This is a genomic window from Bradyrhizobium sp. USDA 4516, assembly GCF_054055915.1.
On sequence record NZ_JBSRXT010000001.1, the window covers coordinates 3,876,383 to 3,892,089 of the forward strand.

Consider the following 15,707-nt stretch of genomic DNA (forward strand, 5'->3'; position numbering starts at 1 on the left):
GCGACGGAACCGTGCCTCCTCTCCCGCTTGCGGGAGGGGCAAGAGCCGTAGCCCGGATGGAGCGAAGCGTAATCCGGGACCAGACCAGTCGCACGGCGAGAACCCCGGATTTCGCTGCGCTGCATCCGGGCTACGGGGCAGCCTCCGGTTTCAGCCCTACCGCCCCCTGAGCCGCTCCAGCACCTCGGCGGTGGCAAAACCGTCGGCCGGTGCCCCGATCGACACCTGGAAGCCGCGCAGCGCCTCGCGGGTCTGGCCGCCGAACTGGCCGTCGGGCGTACCCTTGTAGAAGCCGCGCTGGGCCAGCAGCTGCTGTAGTTCCAGCCGCTCGGCGCGCGACAGCACCCGCTCCTGGCGCGGCCAGGGCTGCGCGAAGGGCTGGCCGCCGCGCAGGCGGTCGGCGAAATGGCCGATGGCGAGCGCATAGGCCTCGGCCGGGTTGTACTTCATGATCACCCGGAAATTCTGCAGCATCAGGAAGCCCGGCCCCTCGGCGCCGGCCGGCGCCAGCAGATAGGCCTTGTCGGACGACCGCGGGAACGGCTGGCCGTTCGGCCGCTTGAGGCCGAGATGCTCCCATTGCGACAGCGGCATGGCCTTGGCGCGGTCGGCCAGCATGTAATTGAGGCCTTGCGGCAGCACGACCTCGTAGCCCCAGCTCGCGCCGGTCTGCCAGCCGTCCTTCTTCAGATTGTTGGCGGTCGAGGCGATCAGGTCGCTCGGATTGTCGACGACGTCGCGGCGGCCGTCGCCGTCGCCATCGACGGCATAGCGCTTGAACGCGGTCGGCATGAACTGGGTCGGGCCGAAGGCGCCGGCCCAGGAGCCGCGCATCTGCTCGGGCCTGAGGTCGCCGCGGTTGAGGATTTCCAGCGCCGACAGGAACTCGTCCTTGAAATAGGCCTGACGGCGGCCGATGCAGGCGAGCGTCGCGGTCGACTGCACCACGTTGCGATCGCCCATCTGGGTCGAGTAGTTCGACTCGATGCCCCAGATCGCCGCAATGATGTAGCGGTCGACGCCATAGGCCTTCTCGGTGGCATCGAACTGCGGCTTGTATTTCGCAAGGATCTCGCGGCCCTTGGCGAGCCTGGTGTCGCTGACCAGGATGTCGAGATAATCCCAGATCGCCTTGGTGAACTCCGGCTGCGAATCCATGAGATCCATGATGCGCAGATCGGGCGTCAGGCCGGCGGTGAAGCGCTCGAAATTCTCTTGGGTGATGTTGCGCCGTGCGGCATCTGGCCACATCGCTGCGACGCAGTTCGGGAAGTCCGACGCGGCCTGGCGGATCGCCGCTGCGGTCATCAGCGGATGGCCGGAGGCGCCGTCTTCACCGCTCCACGGCGGTGCCGCGCCGTCCTGTCCGGTTGCGGCCTGCGGCGGCGTCGCGTTCGGTCCGGAAAAGATGCTGTCGATCAGGTTGGTCAGGCCGTTGCCCGCCGACTGGGCTTGCGTGCTGCCGGGCAGCAGCAGGGCCAGCGCGATCAGGCTCGCGCCGAAAAGCTTGGTCCTTGATGTTCCCAACGCGCGCATTTGTCGTGTGCCTGTCAAAATCGTGCTGTTCCAGAAGGCCCCGGCACGGTTTCCAATAACTTAACAAGGGCGAGATTTTGTTGCGGCCCGCATTTGGCTGACGGGAACGGCGGAATTAAGCCGCACCACACATCCGCCTTTGTTGGCGGCTGCAAAACGGGGTACCAAAGGCATGATTCATTTCGTGCCGCCGTCCCACCCATTTCAAGGCTTCCGATAATCCCATGAAGATCCGCAAAGCCGTATTCCCCGTCGCCGGTCTCGGTACCCGCGTGCTGCCCGCCACCAAGGCGATGCCGAAGGAGATGCTGACGATCGTCGACAAGCCCCTGATCCAGTACGTGGTCGACGAGGCCCGGGAAGCCGGCATCGAGCATTTCGTGTTCGTCACCGGCCGCAACAAGGGTGTCATCGAGGATCACTTCGACCGCATGTTCGAGCTCGACACCACGCTGGCGCAGCGCGGCAAGAAGACCGAGCAGGATATCCTGGCGCAGAACCAGCCGGAGGCCGGCGCGATGAGCTTCACCCGGCAGCAGGCGCCGCTCGGGCTCGGCCACGCGGTGTGGTGCGCGCGCGATATCATCGGCAACGAGCCGTTCGCGGTGGTGCTGCCGGACGAGCTGGTGCTGAACACGCCGGGCTGCCTCAAGCAGATGATCGATGCCGCGAGCAGGCTTGGTGACAAGTCGAACCTGATCGCGGTCGAGGCGGTGCCCGACGAACTCACCCATCAATACGGCATCTGCAGCGTCGGCAAACGCACCGGCAACATCTTCGAGGTCGACCGCATGGTCGAGAAGCCGCCGCAGGGCACCGCGCCGTCCAACCTGTCGATCACCGGCCGCTACATCCTGCAGCCCGAGATCTTCAACATCTTGGCCACGCAGGAGCGCGGCGCCGGCGGCGAGATCCAGCTCACCGATGCGATGATCGGTCTTGCGAAGACGCAGAAGTTCTACGGCGTGGAGTTCGAGGGTGAGCGCCACGATTGCGGCTCCAAGCCCGGCTTCCTCCGCGCCAACATCGCCTTCGGCCTCAAGCGCCCCGAACTGCGCGACGGCCTGATCGCCGAGATGAAGAAGTATCTGGAGAAGTAGGGGCGCCGCCTCATCTCGTCATTCGCCGCGAGAATGCGGACGTATGATTCCCGGACCGCGCAACATATTCGATGTCGTCCTGGCGAAAGCCAGGACCCATTACCCCGACCATCAGTTGTTGAGCGAAGCTGGAGCCACGATCCCGTTCACAATCAAACGCGGTGGTTATGGGTCCTGGCTTTCGCCAGGACGACGGTTGTGGGGGTGGCGAGACGTGTGCGTCAAACGAGAACTACATCTTCGCCGCAGCGTCTCGGCAGTCACGCCACCTTCCTTCGCCCCGCGCGCTTCGCCGGCTCCTTGGCGCCGTCCTGTTTCGGCGCACGCAGGGCGCGGGCAGCGAGGCTGACGACCTCGGAGATCTGCTGGAGCTGCGCGGCAAGCGGAGAGGTCTTGCGCCAGACCATGCCGATGGTGCGCGAGGGCTGCGGGTGCTTGAAGCGCGAGACCGTGACCGGCGCCGAGCGCGTCTCCACCGTCACCGCCATCTCGGGGATCAAGGTGACGCCGATACCGGCGCCGACCATCTGCACCAGCGTCGACAGCGAACTCGCGTCCAGCACCTCGCGCGGCGGCGAGGACTGCATGTTGCAGAACGACAATGCCTGGTCGCGGAAGCAGTGGCCCTCCTCGAGCAGCAACAGCCGCATCTCGCGCAGCATCTCGGCGCTCGGCACCGGCGTCTTGGCGTCCTCGCCCGGCCGCACCAGCAGGAAGTTTTCCGAGAACAGCGCGACCTCGGTCAGCGACGGTTCCGATACCGGCAGCGCCACGATCGCGGTGTCGAGCCGGCCCTCGGCGACTTCCTTGATCAGCTTCGGCGTCAGCGTCTCGCGGACATGGATGTCGAGCTCGGGATGCAGCCGCGCCAGGTTCTCGATCACCTTCGGCAGCAGATACGGCGCGACGGTCGGGATCATGCCGACCCGCAGCCGCCCGGCAAGCTTGTCGCGCGAGGCGCGCGCGAAGTCGCCGAGCTCATCGACCGAGCGCAGGATGTCGCGCACGCGGCGCAGCAGGTCCTCGCCGAAGGTCGTCAGCGTCACCTGCCGCGCATTGCGTTCGATCAGCACGCCGCCGACCGCCTGTTCCATTTCGCGGATCTGCATCGACAGCGCCGGCTGCGACACCGCGCAGGCATCCGCGGCGCGCCCGAAATGGCGGTGGTGGGCCAGAGCATCAAAATACCTGAGTTGCCGGAGTGTGACATTTATCATCAGATAATCTTATCGACGCGATCACTAAAGTCAATTTCCTCTGATGGATTGGGTTGCGTAGAATCGTTCTTGGAAGAGCTCCAGCGCATTCCAGAATCCATCACCTCGGAGAAGAAACATGGACGCAAAAACCGACGAAGGCGCGGGCAAATGCCCATTCACAGGCGGGCCTCGCGGGCACTCGAATCGTGACTGGTGGCCGGAGACGCTCGACGTTCAGGTGCTGCATCGCAACTCCAGCCTGTCCGATCCGATGGGCAAGGGCTTCGACTACGCCAAGGAATTCAAGAGCCTCGATCTCAACGCCGTGATCAAGGACCTCACGGCCCTGATGACGACGTCGCAAGAATGGTGGCCGGCCGACTTCGGCCATTACGGCGGCCTGATGATCCGCATGGCCTGGCACTCGGCGGGCACCTATCGCATCACCGACGGCCGCGGCGGCGCCGGTGCCGGTCAGCAGCGTTTCGCCCCGCTCAACAGCTGGCCTGACAACGCCAACCTCGACAAGGCGCGCCGGCTGCTGTGGCCGATCAAGCAGAAGTACGGCCGCAAGATCTCGTGGGCCGACCTGATGGTCCTCGCCGGCAACGTCGCGCTGGAATCGATGGGCTTCAAGACGTTTGGTTTTGCGGGTGGCCGCGCCGACGTGTGGGAGCCGGAAGAGCTGTACTGGGGTCCGGAAGGCACCTGGCTCGGCGACGAGCGCTACAGCGGCGAGCGCCAGCTCTCCGAGCCGCTCGGCGCGGTGCAGATGGGCCTGATCTACGTCAACCCGGAAGGTCCGAACGGCAATCCGGACCCGGTCGCCGCCGCGAAGGACATCCGCGAGACGTTCTTCCGCATGGCGATGAACGACGAGGAGACCGTCGCGCTGATTGCCGGTGGCCACACCTTCGGCAAGACCCACGGTGCGGGCGATCCATCGTTGATCGGTCCGGAGCCGGAAGGTGGCGCGATCGAGGATCAGGGTCTCGGCTGGAAGAGCAAGTTCGGCACCGGCGTCGGCGCTGACGCGATCACCGGCGGTCCCGAGGTCACCTGGACCCAGACCCCGACCAAGTGGAGCAACCACTTCTTCGAGAACCTGTTCAAGTACGAATGGGAGCTGACGAAGAGCCCGGCGGGTGCGAAGCAGTGGAAGGCAAAGGGCGCGGACGCCGTCATTCCGGACGCGTTCGATCCGTCGAAGAAGCATGTCCCGACGATGCTGACCACCGACCTGTCGCTGCGCTTCGATCCGGCCTATGAGAAGATCTCGCGCCGGTTCTATGAGCATCCGGATCAGTTCGCGGACGCCTTCGCCCGCGCCTGGTTCAAGCTCACGCACCGCGACATGGGTCCGATCCAGCGCTACCTCGGCCCGCTGGTGCCGAAGGAAACGCTGATCTGGCAGGACCCGGTGCCGGCGCTCGATCACGCCGTGATCGACGACAAGGACATCGAGGTGCTCAAGGCGAAGATCCTCGCCTCGGGTCTGTCGGTGTCCGAACTGGTGTCGACCGCCTGGGCCTCGGCCTCGACGTTCCGCGGCTCCGACAAGCGCGGCGGTGCCAATGGTGCACGCATCCGCCTTGCGCCGCAGAAGGACTGGGATGTCAACGAGCCGGCGCAGCTCAAGGGTGTTCTGAGCAAGCTCGAAGCCATCCAGAAGGAGTTCGGCAAGAAGGTCTCGCTGGCCGATTTGATCGTGCTCGGCGGCGCCGCTGCGATCGAGAAGGCGGCCAAGGACGGCGGCACCAATGTGAAGGTGCCCTTCACGCCGGGCCGCACCGATGCGACGCAGGACCAGACCGACGTCGAGTCCTTCGCTCCGCTCGAGCCGCGGGCTGACGGCTTCCGCAACTATATCGGCGGCAAGCATCAGTTCCTGCAGCCCGAGGAGGCGTTGGTCGACCGTGCGCAACTCCTGCGGCTGACCGGACCGGAACTGACGGTCCTCGTCGGCGGCCTGCGCGTGCTCGGCGCCAATGCCAAGAAGTCGAAGCACGGCGTCTTCACCGGCAAGCCGGGGACGCTCACCAACGACTTCTTCCTCAACTTGCTCGACATGGGCACGGTGTGGAGCGATGCCGGCCAGGGCGTCTATGAGGGCCGCGACCGCAAGACCAAGGCGGTGAAGTGGACCGGCACCCGCGTCGATCTGATCTTCGGCTCGCACTCGCAGCTGCGGGCGTTCGCCGAGGTCTACGGCCAGTCCGACTCCAAGGAGCAGTTCGTGAAGGACTTCGTCGCGGCCTGGACCAAGGTGATGAACGCCGACCGCTTCGACCTCGTGAAGTAAGCGGCAAGCAAACGGCAATCAGGGCAGGGCGGCGCTTCGGCGCCGCCCTGTTTCATTTGGGGGACGATGCGGAAGGATTTTCGCGGTTTGCCGATCCCGTTCAATCATGCAGCTTCATGTCGCGGATCATCTCCTCGAACTCCGCCTGCGTCGGGGTCGCCAGCGAGGCCTGCGGCGCGCTGCTCGTCGCGGTGGATACGTCGCACTGCGAGGCACCGCGCGAAGGTTCAAAGATTGCGGTCAGGCTCGCCCAGCAGACGAGGAGGGCCACGATCCAGTCCAGTACATTGGATGCCGTCATTGCAGCACCAGCATCAGCATTTCCATGCCCTGATGCTGCAGCCGACTCGGGCTTCGCGCAATTCGGAAGCTACGAAACGTAACTTCGGCGTTGCCGAGCGGGTTATCCGTACCGAGCGAGTGCAACACACCGTCATTGCGAGGAGCGTCAGCGACGACGCAATCCATTTCTCCGCTTGCGGCACGATGGATTGCTTCGCTCCGCTCGCAATGACGGCGGGCGGAGCGCAAAACTAAAATTGTGACGCTGCCGCTACAGCGACGATCCGCTCCGCGCGCGGCGCCCCTCGATCGGATAGGCGGGGTCGTTGAAGCCCGGCGTCGAGGGATGGCCGGTGACGACGAGGCGGTCGATCAGAGCTTCGTCCTCGGCGGTGAAGCGATAGTCGAGCGCGCGGATGTAGTCGTCCCATTGCGCTTCGGTGCGCGGCCCCGCGATCACGGCGCTGACGAACGACGAGTTCAGTACCCAGGACACCGCGAACTGCCCGGCGGTGATGCCTTTGCTCTCGGCGTGGCGCTTGATTTCCTGCGCGAGCTCGAGCGATTCCGGCCGCCACTCGGTCTGCATCATGCGCTTGTCGTTGCGCCCCGCACGCGTGTCCGCGGGTGGCGCCGCGTCGGGCGCGTATTTGCCGGTAAGCACGCCGCGCGCCAGCGGGCTATAGGGCACGATGCCGAGCCCGTAATAGGCGCAGGCCGGGAAATGCTCGACCTCCGGCATCCGGTTCATCGCATTGTAATAGGGCTGGCTCGCGACCGGACGGTCGATGCCGAGCCGGTCGCAGATGTTGCAGATCTCGGCGACGCGCCAGGCGCGGTAGTTGGAGACGCCGAAATAGCGCACCTTGCCGGCGCGGATCAGGTCGCCCATCGCGCGCACCGTCTCGTCGAGCGGCGTCGCGTGGTCTTCCTTGTGCAGATAGTAGACGTCGATGTAGTCGGTGCCGAGCCGCTTCAGGCTCTCGTCGGCGGCCTGGAACACCCAGCGACGCGACAGCCCGCCGTGGTTAGGATCGTCGCCGATTGGATTGGCGAGTTTTGTCGCGAGCACCCAGTTCGACCGGCTGTTCGAGATCGCGCGTCCGACGACCTCCTCGGACTTGCCGCCATTATAGGCGTCGGCGCTGTCGATGAAGTTGATGCCGGCCTCGCGCGCCTTCGCCACGATCCGCGCCGAGGTCGCCTCGTCGGTCGGTCCGCCGAACATCATGGTGCCGAGGCAAATCGGCGAGACCTTCAGGCCGCTGCGGCCGAGCTGGCGATATTGCATCGGACTTTCCTTTCCTGCGGTCATTCCGGGGCGATGCGCAAGCATCGAGCCCGGAATCTCGAGATTCCGGGTCTGGTCCTTCGGACCATCCCGGAATGACAAAGGATCAACTCTCGTTCTTCAAAATCTTGAACACGCCGTTGGCCATCGCGATACAGCGCTTGTCGACGGTTACCTCGGCCGTGATGAAGATCAGGCTGCGGGTCGAGCGTACCACGCGCGGCCGCGTCGTCAGGATCTCGCCGATCTTGCCGGCCTCGACGAAATGGGTGTCGAGCTGCACGGTTGCAAGCGTCGGCTTGCCCGAGACGTAGCGTGCGGCCATGCCGCAGGCGCGGTCGGCGAAGGTCATGATCACGCCGCCCTGCACGAGGCCGCGGCGATTGTGGTGCTTGTCTTCGGTGATCAGCGCGAGTTCAAGCGCGCCGTCCTTCAACCGTTCCCACAACGGGCCGATCAGGTTCAGGAATCCCGTGGTTTCGGCGATCTTCCAGCCGTCGGATTTGAGTTTGTCCGCGGCCTTGGCCGTCATGAGGTGGGGTCCGTTGCTTGCTGATGATTGATCGCAGGAGGCATGTGGTAGCAGTCATTTCATCAAACGCTGTTGTGTTGTAGTCAAGGTCAATGGCCCGCACATTTGACGATGCCACCCGGCGGAATATCGCAGAGCTCTGTGCCGCATTCGCACGCCTGGCGCCGGCGGACGCCGCGCCGACGTTGAAGCGCGCGGCGGTCGCGATCGCGCTGACCGAAGGCGGCGACGGCAGCGGCACGGCCTTCCTGCTGACCCGCCGCAGCGCGCGCCTGCGCGCCCATAGCGCGCAATGGGCGCTGCCGGGCGGGCGCTGCGATGCCGGCGAGACGCAGGTCGAGGCCGCGCTGCGCGAACTGCATGAGGAGCTCGGGCTCGCACTGTCGGAGCGCGACGTGCTCGGCATGCTCGACGATTATCCGACGCGGTCCGGCTATCTGATCACGCCGGTCGTGGTCTGGGCCGGTGCGCATGCAGCGATCCTCCCGAACCCGGACGAGGTCGCCTCCGTCCATCGCATCGGCCTCGATGCGATCGAGCTGGAGGACGCGTTCAGCTTCGCCACGATCCCTGAAAGCTCGCGCCGCGTGATCCGCTTCCGCCTCGGTGGCCAGCAGATCCATGCGCCGACCGCCGCGCTGATCTATCAATTTCGCGAGGTGCTGGCCGGCCGCAACACCCGCGTCGCCGAACTGGAGCAGCCTGTGTTCGCGTGGAAGTAGCGACGATGATGCTATTTGTGACGCCGCTTGCGGGCGTTCATCTTTATTGATTTCCCCTGCGCACCAGACGAATGCGCCGCGGCCTCGGGTTCCTGAGGCGCCCGCGACACATTCTCGTAACAGGTGAAGCGTGAACGCGTATCCGGAAACGTTCCGCAGTCCGGACGCTCGGCGCGCGCCGATGCGGCGAGCGTCAACGCGCAGGCGGCGACGAGCCAGAGTGCCATTCTCATCGCAATCTCCAGGGCTTTCTCCAAGGCTTTCGTTCGGAGAACACCGCATTGTGGCGAATATTCTGCATCGATCGCGGCATCCGGCCGCTGCGATCCGGACAATTCCGGGCTGACTTCGCGGCCGTGCTTGCTACAACGAGGCCATGCGCCCGCAATTGATTCGCCTGTGCCCTGGATTTGTCGCGCTCGCGCTCGCCGCCGGCGCGCCGTCCGTTTTTGCCGGCGAGGCCGACGCGCTGCCGCCTTCCGTCGCCAATGCGATGGCGCAGGCATCGCCGCAGGCGATCATGGAGTATCGCCGCAAGCTGCAGGAATATCAGGAGGCGCGCGCAGCCTTCGAGCAGGACGCGAGCGCCTATTGGAACGCGATCGCCGAGAAGAGGCGCGGCCGCAATGCCAAGCGGCGCGACCGCGTGCAGATCTCGCTGGACGATTACGTCCTGCAGCAGCCGCCGGTCTATGAGGGTCCGAAGCGGCCGGTCAATCCGGCTCCGGAAGAGGAGGAAGGCAAGCCGCCGCGTCCGCCCAAGACGCTTCCGGTGGCCTCCGATCTGGTCAGGGCGGCGGCCGAGCAATTCCAGTTCACGCCGCAGCGGCCGGCCAGCGAGGTCGAGTTCAAGCGCGCCTATGCGCGCTACGCGCGCGCCGCGGGGCTGACGCCGGAACAGGCGGTGCGGGTCTATTCGTTCGAGACCGGCGGCACCGGCACTTACGACGTACAGGCGGGCATCGAGCACGGCGGCAAGCGCGCCATCTCCACCGCGATGGGCTACAACCAGCTGCTCACCACCAACACCGTCGAGCTATTGGCCGAGCAGGGCCATGAATTCGTGCGGGATCTGACCGAGCGGGTTGCGAGGACGCAGGGGCCCGCGCGCACGGCGATGGAGCACAAGCTCGCGGTGCTGAAGAAGATGGTCGCGTTCACCCGCACCGTGCCCGACGACTGGTCGGCGCATGCGCGCCTCGCCGATACGCCGCAGGGCTGGGCGTGCCATGCCATGGTGCTCGACATCGATGTCGGCCCGATGCTGCAGACCCACAAGCTGCTGACCTCGGTGATCTTCGCCCGCAACAAGGGCTACAGCCGGCCGCTGACCGCGGCCGAGCTCGAGATGATGAACCTGACCGGCGACGGCACCGGGCTCGACATGGTGACCATGCCGCAGGCGATGCGCGAGCAGGTGCCGACCGCGAACTTCTTCCAGCGCTCCGGCTACGAGCGCAACCCGGTCGCCATCCGCCACAACACGGTGGCCAGGCTGCTTGCCGTCACCAATGAGCGGATGGATTTCAACAGCAACAAGCCGGGCGCGAAGGAATTGGCCGCGACGTTCTGACGCCTGCCGAAAACCGCTAGGGCATTTTCGGTTCTGATTGAATCAGAACCGAAGCCCTGGACTCTTCTTGACGCGTTTTCTTTACGCGAACCGGCGTCCACTTCGCTCGAAAACGCTCTAATTCGAGCCGAACTTGAACTTGCCGTCGCCCTCGAGATAGGGCCCGGAGCGCATGTAGAGCTGGCCGTTCTGGCCGATGAAGAACAGCGTCCCCTTCGGCACCTTCTTGGCGCCCTTCAGCAGCGTGCCGGCGTTGTTGGTGCCCATCTTGTAGGACCAGGTCTTGCCGTCCTTGTCATAGGCGTAGCCCATGTCGGGCTTCAGTTCCCAGGGCGCAGCCTCCTGCGCGAATGCGCAGGTCGTCAGCGCGGCAAACGCCGCAGTCGCGATAAGAGTCTTGGTCAAAAAATGCGTCATGATCCACCTCCGGCCGAGAAAACGGCGTCGTCCCCACATTTTTGAACAAATCACGAACGATGTTCGCGCGTCAATACGACAATCGGCGCGACCGCTCGCGGATCGGCGACTTTGTGATTTCCCGCATCAAGCTTGGCGACTATTTTCGCGTTACCGTTTACAAACGCTTGGATTGCCGGAAACACTACCTTGGGATGATCAGGATGAACCACGTCATGAAGATCGGAATCGGTGTCGCTCTGTCGTTCATGACGCTGGCGTCAGTCGCGCAGGCGGACGAGTTCAGGCTCTCCAACAACCAGCGGATTTCCTGCAGCCGCGGCCTGTCCGCCGGCAAGCTCAATACCGCGACCTGCAAGTCCTACGCCTATCTGTTCAATGCCAAGACCTCGGAATATTTCCGCTGCCAGGTCTCGCTGGCGCTGACGCGGGACAACAAGGAGGTCATCAACGTGCAGGCCGACGGCGGCTGCACCAAGAAGCCGCGCATTTTCGAGACCGACGGCAATTACACGTTCGATGCCACCGAGACCGAGCCGCCGAACACCAACTCGTTCTTCGGTCCCGGCGGCTATGCGATCTGGGCGAACGACGTCAACACCCAGAAGATCCGCGGCTGCATCACCATCTCGTCCGGCCTCGGCTCCGACATCTCGAAATGCCTCGACATGACGTTCCAGTGACGTCGGCGCGGGCCGCGTGATGCGCAAGCTGCGCCCGGCCCCGCTGTGCCGCTCCTGGCTGTTTCTCGAAGGCGCCAACGAGGACGTGCTGCAGCACGCGGCCGCCAGCGGCGCCGACGTGCTGATCCACGAGCTCGAGGATTTTACCCCGCCGCCGCTGCGCCCGAAGGCGCGGGCCTTGGCGGCCGAGCTCTACGCCGCCTGGCGCGACCAGGGCGTGATGGTCGCGGTCCGCGTCAATCCGCTGGACCAGGACGGCATGGACGATCTCGCCGCCGTGATGCGCGGACGTCCGGATATCGTCGCGCTGCCGAAGGTCGCCGAGCCGCACCATTTCGTCAGGCTTGACGAGGCGGTGACGCGGTTCGAGCGCGACTGCGGTATCGCCGAGGGATCGACATCGCTGCTGCCGAATATCGAGTTCGCGCGCGGTCTGGTGCAGACCGGTGCGATCGCCATGGCGAGCCGGCGCGTCATCGGTTGCCTGATGGCCTCCGAAGACCTCGCCGCCGATCTTGGTGCCGAGCGCGGCAGCGATGGCCTGGAGCTCGCTTACGCGCGGCAGCGCTTCATCGTCGAATGTCGTGCCGCTGATGTCGTCGCGGTCGATTGTCCCTACACCTGGAGCGACGCTGAAGGCGTCGAACGCGACACGATCTGGGCGCGCCGGCTGGGTTACGCCGCAAAGAGCCTGGTCGATCCCGCGCATGCCCCGATCGTCAACGGCGTCCTGACGCCGGGCGAGGAGGAGTTGCGCCAGGCGGGCAGGATCGCCGCGGCGTTCGAAGCGGCGCGGACAAAGGGCTTTGGGCGCGTCGAACTTGACGGCTCGCTGCTCGAGGTGCCGACCTATTCCAATGCAAAACGCCTGATCGCGCGCGGCGAAGCGCTGCGCGCGATCGATCGCGACACATGAGCCTGACCAGAGGCGATGCCTTCAGGAGGCTGGCTCTTTCTCAGAGAAATGCATGCGTGAGCGGGCGAACTTCTTGACGCCCATCGGCTTGCCGAACAGGTAGCCCTGGACCTGATCGAAATCCATTTCGTGCGCGGCGAGAAAGTCCGCGCGCGTCTCGACCCCCTGGGCCACGACCTGCGCGTCGTTGTCGTGGGCCAGCTCCACGACACGCCGGCACACCGTCTGCTTCAGGCGCTGATCCGCGCAGCCGGTGACGAATTGACGGTCGACCTTGAGCTGGACGAATGGAAAGTTCGGCAGTCCCAGCAAAGACGGCCAGTTCGCGCCGACATTGTCGATCGAGATGCCGATATTGTGCAGTCGAACGCGCCGGGCGACATCGATCGCCAGATCCAGATGATCGACCACCTCGGTGCTGTCGATCTCGATCAAGAGGCCCGCGAAGGCTGCATGATCCGGCATCCGGTAACAGAGCTCGCGCACGGCACGATCGTCGGCGAGGAAGGAGATCGGCAGATTGATCGAGAGATTGACCGGCCCGATCTGCTCGATGAGATAGCGCCAGTCCTCGATTGCGCGCTCGATCACGAACTCGGACAGCGCATGAAAATGCGGGTCGCTTTCATCCGGGATGAAGTAGGCCGGCGGCACGACGCCCCAGGCAGGGTGGCGCATCCGGATCAGCGCCTCGGCGCCGCTCGGGACCAGCGTCCGGAGATGAATTTTCTGCTGATACCACAGCTCGAGCCAGCCGGCCTTCAGCGCTTCGGGCACGTCCACCGCCGGGCTCGGCGCGGGTTCAAGCGGCATCAACGACGCAAGACTGTCGCGAAGGGTCCCGGCGCTGAACGGCGTCGACAGCGCCGGCAGCATGGCGATGCCGTACTCATCGCCGATTTGCCGGACCGCCTTGACGATGATCGAGTCCGGCTGCCCGATGACGAGGACCTTGCCGCCATAGTCCTTTCTCACCAAAGTCTCGAGAATTTTACTGACTTCGATGCCGTCCACGGACACGCCGAGCACCAGGAGATCGGGCCGTTCCGCGTCCAGAACGGTGTCGAGTTCCAAAGCCTGGCTGCATTCACTGGTGATGAAGCCGAGGTCGTCCAGCGCCTCGGCGAGGAAGGTGCGAAGGTGTTTTTTGCTGTCCGCAATGCATGCGCGTGGGGTCAGCTTGCGATGTCCGAACCAGCCGGCTCGCGTGCGTTCGATGTGACTGATGTGATTCATGCCCCGCCTTGTCCGTAGTTACCCCGGCTTGACTCGTACATCCTAGAGCGGCGGCAATCATGGAAATTTCTGGATCATACATTGATTGCCCCGCTAACCTTAAAGGATTCAATTCGATTCAAATGGCGCTGGAATCGCGGCGTCTCACCGCTGTTACACCTGCAACAAATGCGTCATCTGACATTCATGAGCGCGATCGCGTCCGACTTTGCACATCGGCAGAAACACTGTGCGCGTGTGTCATCGAGAGACGGCGTTAATGACTGTGTTGTCGCGTCGACGCCGACGCGGAATTGCGTCATTGTCGGACATCAGATCGCATCATGCAGAGTGCTGCGCGGAGCGCCGACGGCGAATCAGATCACCCGTTTTGTGATGCCAATGCAGATGTGCGTGACGTCGTCGCTGCTGTTCGCAACGTCTCCCGCATCAACGCGCAGTAGCCGATCAGCGCGGCACAAGCGACGGCTGCAAGCAACAGGAATGCAGCGCTGCAACCGGCATGGACGACAATGAATCCGGCGATAGCGGTGCTCAAGCCGACATCCGGGGCCGCAAGCCGATCTTCGCTGCTTCGTTGCGGCCGGTCCGCGCCGCGAACGCCCTGGGTCCGACAATGCCAAGTGTCCCGCGGCGATCGCCGGCGCGAACACCGGGCCGCTAGCGGCCGCCAGCGGCTGGGTCGCGGCGACCAACTCGAAGCGGTCGCCCGGTCGCGCGGAGAGTTCCCGCGCAGGTAAGGTGGTGTTGCTATCGGGGATTTCCGCCGCGCATGCGTCATTTGGATGGGTTGACCCGGCGGGGGTGTCCGGCCAATTTCCGGCCGGCTTAAGGGGAGAATAATACTCATGAATTCCAAGTTGATGGCTGCCGCGATCGTGGCAGCCAGCGTTTTGTCCGCGCCTGTCGCACAGGCCGAGCAGTTCATTAACGTGCTCACCGGCGGCACCTCCGGCGTCTACTATCCGCTCGGTGTCGCGATGGGGAAGATCTACGGCGACAAGATCCCCGGCGTGAAAACCCAAGTGCAGGCGACCAAGGCCTCGGTCGAGAACCTGGTGCTGCTGCAGCAGGGCCGCGGCGAGATCGCCTTCACGCTCGGCGATTCGCTCAAAGCCGCCTGGGAAGGCGACGCCGAGGCCGGCTTCAAGAACAAGCTCGACAAGCTGCGCACCATCGGCGCGATCTATCCGAACTACATCCAGATCGTCGCGACCGCCGAGAGCGGCATCAAGACGCTCGCCGATCTCAAGGGCAAGAGCCTGTCGGTCGGCGCGCCGAAGTCGGGCACCGAGCTCAACTCGCGCGCGATCCTCGCGGCCGCCGGCATGAGCTACAAGGAGCTCGGCAAGGTCGAGTACCTGCCGTTCGCCGAATCGGTGGATCTGATGAAGAACCGCCAGCTCAACGCCACGCTGCAGTCCGCCGGCCTCGGCGTCGCCTCGCTGAAGGACCTCTCGACCTCGAGCGAGATCACCGTGGTCGCCGTGCCGAAGGAGACCGTCGACAAGATCGGCCCGCCGTTTGTCTCCGTGATCATCCCGGCTAATACCTATACCGGCCAGGACAAGGACGTGCCGACCGCCGCGGTCGTGAACTACCTCGTGACCTCGAGCGCGGTGTCGGACGATCTCGCCTATCAGATGACCAAGCTGGTCTACGAATCGCTGCCGGAACTCGCCAATGCCCACGCCGCGGGTAAGGAGATCAAGCTCGAGGCCGCCGCGACCGGCAACCCGGTTCCGCTGCATCCCGGCGCGATCCGCTATTACAAGGAGAAGGGCCTGATCAAGTAGGGCCGGAACGTCTGCTCCTTGCCGTCATTGCGAGGAGCGAAGCGACGAAGCAATCCATCTCTCCCCTTGTGGCGCGATGGATTGCTTCGCTTCGCTCGCAATGACGTGGCGCGTTTTTCCTG

At 64.6% G+C, this 15,707-nt stretch carries 16 protein-coding genes; 7 read left to right on the top strand and 9 right to left on the bottom strand.

The features are described 5' to 3' along the window. Window positions 1–156: 156 nt before the first annotated feature. Window positions 157–1,536 (bottom strand): lytic murein transglycosylase, encoded by a 1,380-nt coding sequence (locus tag ACVI1L_RS17915; RefSeq protein ID WP_253625038.1) that lies wholly within the window; start codon window positions 1,534–1,536, stop codon window positions 157–159. A gap of 224 nt (window positions 1,537–1,760) precedes the next feature. On the opposite strand from ACVI1L_RS17915, the gene galU reads away from it, so the two are divergent. Further along, window positions 1,761–2,636: a UTP--glucose-1-phosphate uridylyltransferase GalU gene (galU, locus tag ACVI1L_RS17920; protein ID WP_028334743.1), complete on the top strand. Its 876-nt coding sequence runs from the start codon at window positions 1,761–1,763 to the stop codon at window positions 2,634–2,636. A gap of 260 nt (window positions 2,637–2,896) precedes the next feature. Here galU and ACVI1L_RS17925 read toward each other — a convergent pair whose 3' ends face one another. After that, window positions 2,897–3,853, bottom strand: a complete 957-nt coding sequence (locus ACVI1L_RS17925; protein ID WP_076825224.1) for a hydrogen peroxide-inducible genes activator — start codon at window positions 3,851–3,853, stop codon at window positions 2,897–2,899. A 118-nt stretch (window positions 3,854–3,971) separates the two neighbouring features. Between ACVI1L_RS17925 and katG the strand changes: the two genes are divergently transcribed. After that, window positions 3,972–6,137: a catalase/peroxidase HPI gene (gene katG / locus ACVI1L_RS17930; RefSeq protein ID WP_057016418.1), complete on the top strand. Its 2,166-nt coding sequence runs from the start codon at window positions 3,972–3,974 to the stop codon at window positions 6,135–6,137. Window positions 6,138–6,237: 100 nt separating this feature from the next. On the opposite strand, the gene ACVI1L_RS17935 is transcribed toward katG, so the two are convergent. The 3 genes from ACVI1L_RS17935 to ACVI1L_RS17945 form a co-directional block, all read right to left on the bottom strand. Next, window positions 6,238–6,438 carry a hypothetical protein gene (locus ACVI1L_RS17935; protein WP_057016417.1) on the bottom strand — a complete coding sequence of 67 codons (201 nt, stop codon included), beginning with the start codon at window positions 6,436–6,438 and terminating at the stop codon, window positions 6,238–6,240. Between the two features lie 252 nt (window positions 6,439–6,690). Continuing rightward, window positions 6,691–7,710 (bottom strand): aldo/keto reductase, encoded by a 1,020-nt coding sequence (locus ACVI1L_RS17940; RefSeq protein WP_076825265.1) that lies wholly within the window; start codon window positions 7,708–7,710, stop codon window positions 6,691–6,693. Window positions 7,711–7,816: 106 nt separating this feature from the next. Then, a complete protein-coding gene (locus ACVI1L_RS17945) occupies window positions 7,817–8,242 on the bottom strand; it encodes a PaaI family thioesterase (RefSeq protein ID WP_076825222.1) in 426 nt (141 codons plus the stop codon). 92 nt (window positions 8,243–8,334) lie between these two features. Between ACVI1L_RS17945 and ACVI1L_RS17950 the strand changes: the two genes are divergently transcribed. Next, entirely contained in the window at window positions 8,335–8,964 is a 630-nt protein-coding gene (locus tag ACVI1L_RS17950) for an NUDIX hydrolase (RefSeq protein WP_076825220.1), read from the top strand. An 11-nt stretch (window positions 8,965–8,975) separates the two neighbouring features. Here ACVI1L_RS17950 and ACVI1L_RS17955 read toward each other — a convergent pair whose 3' ends face one another. Continuing rightward, the gene (locus ACVI1L_RS17955; RefSeq protein WP_229190255.1) at window positions 8,976–9,221 is read right to left on the bottom strand and encodes a hypothetical protein; all 246 of its coding nucleotides are present in this window, start codon (window positions 9,219–9,221) and stop codon (window positions 8,976–8,978) included. 119 nt (window positions 9,222–9,340) lie between these two features. Between ACVI1L_RS17955 and ACVI1L_RS17960 the strand changes: the two genes are divergently transcribed. Then, window positions 9,341–10,537: a hypothetical protein gene (locus ACVI1L_RS17960; RefSeq protein ID WP_456783391.1), complete on the top strand. Its 1,197-nt coding sequence runs from the start codon at window positions 9,341–9,343 to the stop codon at window positions 10,535–10,537. A 117-nt stretch (window positions 10,538–10,654) separates the two neighbouring features. Here the strand turns inward: ACVI1L_RS17960 and ACVI1L_RS17965 are convergent, their stop codons facing one another. Further along, window positions 10,655–10,954, bottom strand: a complete 300-nt coding sequence (locus ACVI1L_RS17965) for a hypothetical protein (protein ID WP_168858382.1) — start codon at window positions 10,952–10,954, stop codon at window positions 10,655–10,657. 203 nt (window positions 10,955–11,157) lie between these two features. Between ACVI1L_RS17965 and ACVI1L_RS17970 the strand changes: the two genes are divergently transcribed. Further along, a complete protein-coding gene (locus tag ACVI1L_RS17970; RefSeq protein ID WP_028334752.1) occupies window positions 11,158–11,637 on the top strand; it encodes a hypothetical protein in 480 nt (159 codons plus the stop codon). 19 nt (window positions 11,638–11,656) lie between these two features. Then, window positions 11,657–12,553 carry an HpcH/HpaI aldolase/citrate lyase family protein gene (locus tag ACVI1L_RS17975; RefSeq protein ID WP_456783392.1) on the top strand — a complete coding sequence of 299 codons (897 nt, stop codon included), beginning with the start codon at window positions 11,657–11,659 and terminating at the stop codon, window positions 12,551–12,553. 21 nt (window positions 12,554–12,574) lie between these two features. Here the strand turns inward: ACVI1L_RS17975 and ACVI1L_RS17980 are convergent, their stop codons facing one another. Further along, on the bottom strand, window positions 12,575–13,789 hold the full coding sequence (locus ACVI1L_RS17980; RefSeq protein ID WP_456783393.1) for an EAL domain-containing response regulator: 1,215 nt from the start codon (window positions 13,787–13,789) through the stop codon (window positions 12,575–12,577). 361 nt (window positions 13,790–14,150) lie between these two features. Beyond that, the gene (locus tag ACVI1L_RS17985; RefSeq protein ID WP_156436140.1) at window positions 14,151–14,327 is read right to left on the bottom strand and encodes a hypothetical protein; all 177 of its coding nucleotides are present in this window, start codon (window positions 14,325–14,327) and stop codon (window positions 14,151–14,153) included. Between the two features lie 310 nt (window positions 14,328–14,637). Between ACVI1L_RS17985 and ACVI1L_RS17990 the strand changes: the two genes are divergently transcribed. Further along, on the top strand, window positions 14,638–15,585 hold the full coding sequence (locus tag ACVI1L_RS17990; protein WP_456783394.1) for a TAXI family TRAP transporter solute-binding subunit: 948 nt from the start codon (window positions 14,638–14,640) through the stop codon (window positions 15,583–15,585). Window positions 15,586–15,707: the final 122 nt, after the last annotated feature.

What these genes read in the sequence shown, in the direction of transcription:
- ACVI1L_RS17915 (WP_253625038.1), bottom strand. Translation starts at nt 1,536, where the DNA reads ATGCGCGCGTTGGGAACATCAAGGACCAAGCTTTTCGGCGCGAGCCTG.
- galU (WP_028334743.1), top strand. Translation starts at nt 1,761, where the DNA reads ATGAAGATCCGCAAAGCCGTATTCCCCGTCGCCGGTCTCGGTACCCGC.
- ACVI1L_RS17925 (WP_076825224.1), bottom strand. Translation starts at nt 3,853, where the DNA reads ATGATAAATGTCACACTCCGGCAACTCAGGTATTTTGATGCTCTGGCC.
- katG (WP_057016418.1), top strand. Translation starts at nt 3,972, where the DNA reads ATGGACGCAAAAACCGACGAAGGCGCGGGCAAATGCCCATTCACAGGC.
- ACVI1L_RS17935 (WP_057016417.1), bottom strand. Translation starts at nt 6,438, where the DNA reads ATGACGGCATCCAATGTACTGGACTGGATCGTGGCCCTCCTCGTCTGC.
- ACVI1L_RS17940 (WP_076825265.1), bottom strand. Translation starts at nt 7,710, where the DNA reads ATGCAATATCGCCAGCTCGGCCGCAGCGGCCTGAAGGTCTCGCCGATT.
- ACVI1L_RS17945 (WP_076825222.1), bottom strand. Translation starts at nt 8,242, where the DNA reads ATGACGGCCAAGGCCGCGGACAAACTCAAATCCGACGGCTGGAAGATC.
- ACVI1L_RS17950 (WP_076825220.1), top strand. Translation starts at nt 8,335, where the DNA reads ATGGCCCGCACATTTGACGATGCCACCCGGCGGAATATCGCAGAGCTC.
- ACVI1L_RS17960 (WP_456783391.1), top strand. Translation starts at nt 9,341, where the DNA reads ATGCGCCCGCAATTGATTCGCCTGTGCCCTGGATTTGTCGCGCTCGCG.
- ACVI1L_RS17965 (WP_168858382.1), bottom strand. Translation starts at nt 10,954, where the DNA reads ATGACGCATTTTTTGACCAAGACTCTTATCGCGACTGCGGCGTTTGCC.
- ACVI1L_RS17970 (WP_028334752.1), top strand. Translation starts at nt 11,158, where the DNA reads ATGAACCACGTCATGAAGATCGGAATCGGTGTCGCTCTGTCGTTCATG.
- ACVI1L_RS17975 (WP_456783392.1), top strand. Translation starts at nt 11,657, where the DNA reads ATGCGCAAGCTGCGCCCGGCCCCGCTGTGCCGCTCCTGGCTGTTTCTC.
- ACVI1L_RS17980 (WP_456783393.1), bottom strand. Translation starts at nt 13,789, where the DNA reads ATGAATCACATCAGTCACATCGAACGCACGCGAGCCGGCTGGTTCGGA.
- ACVI1L_RS17990 (WP_456783394.1), top strand. Translation starts at nt 14,638, where the DNA reads ATGAATTCCAAGTTGATGGCTGCCGCGATCGTGGCAGCCAGCGTTTTG.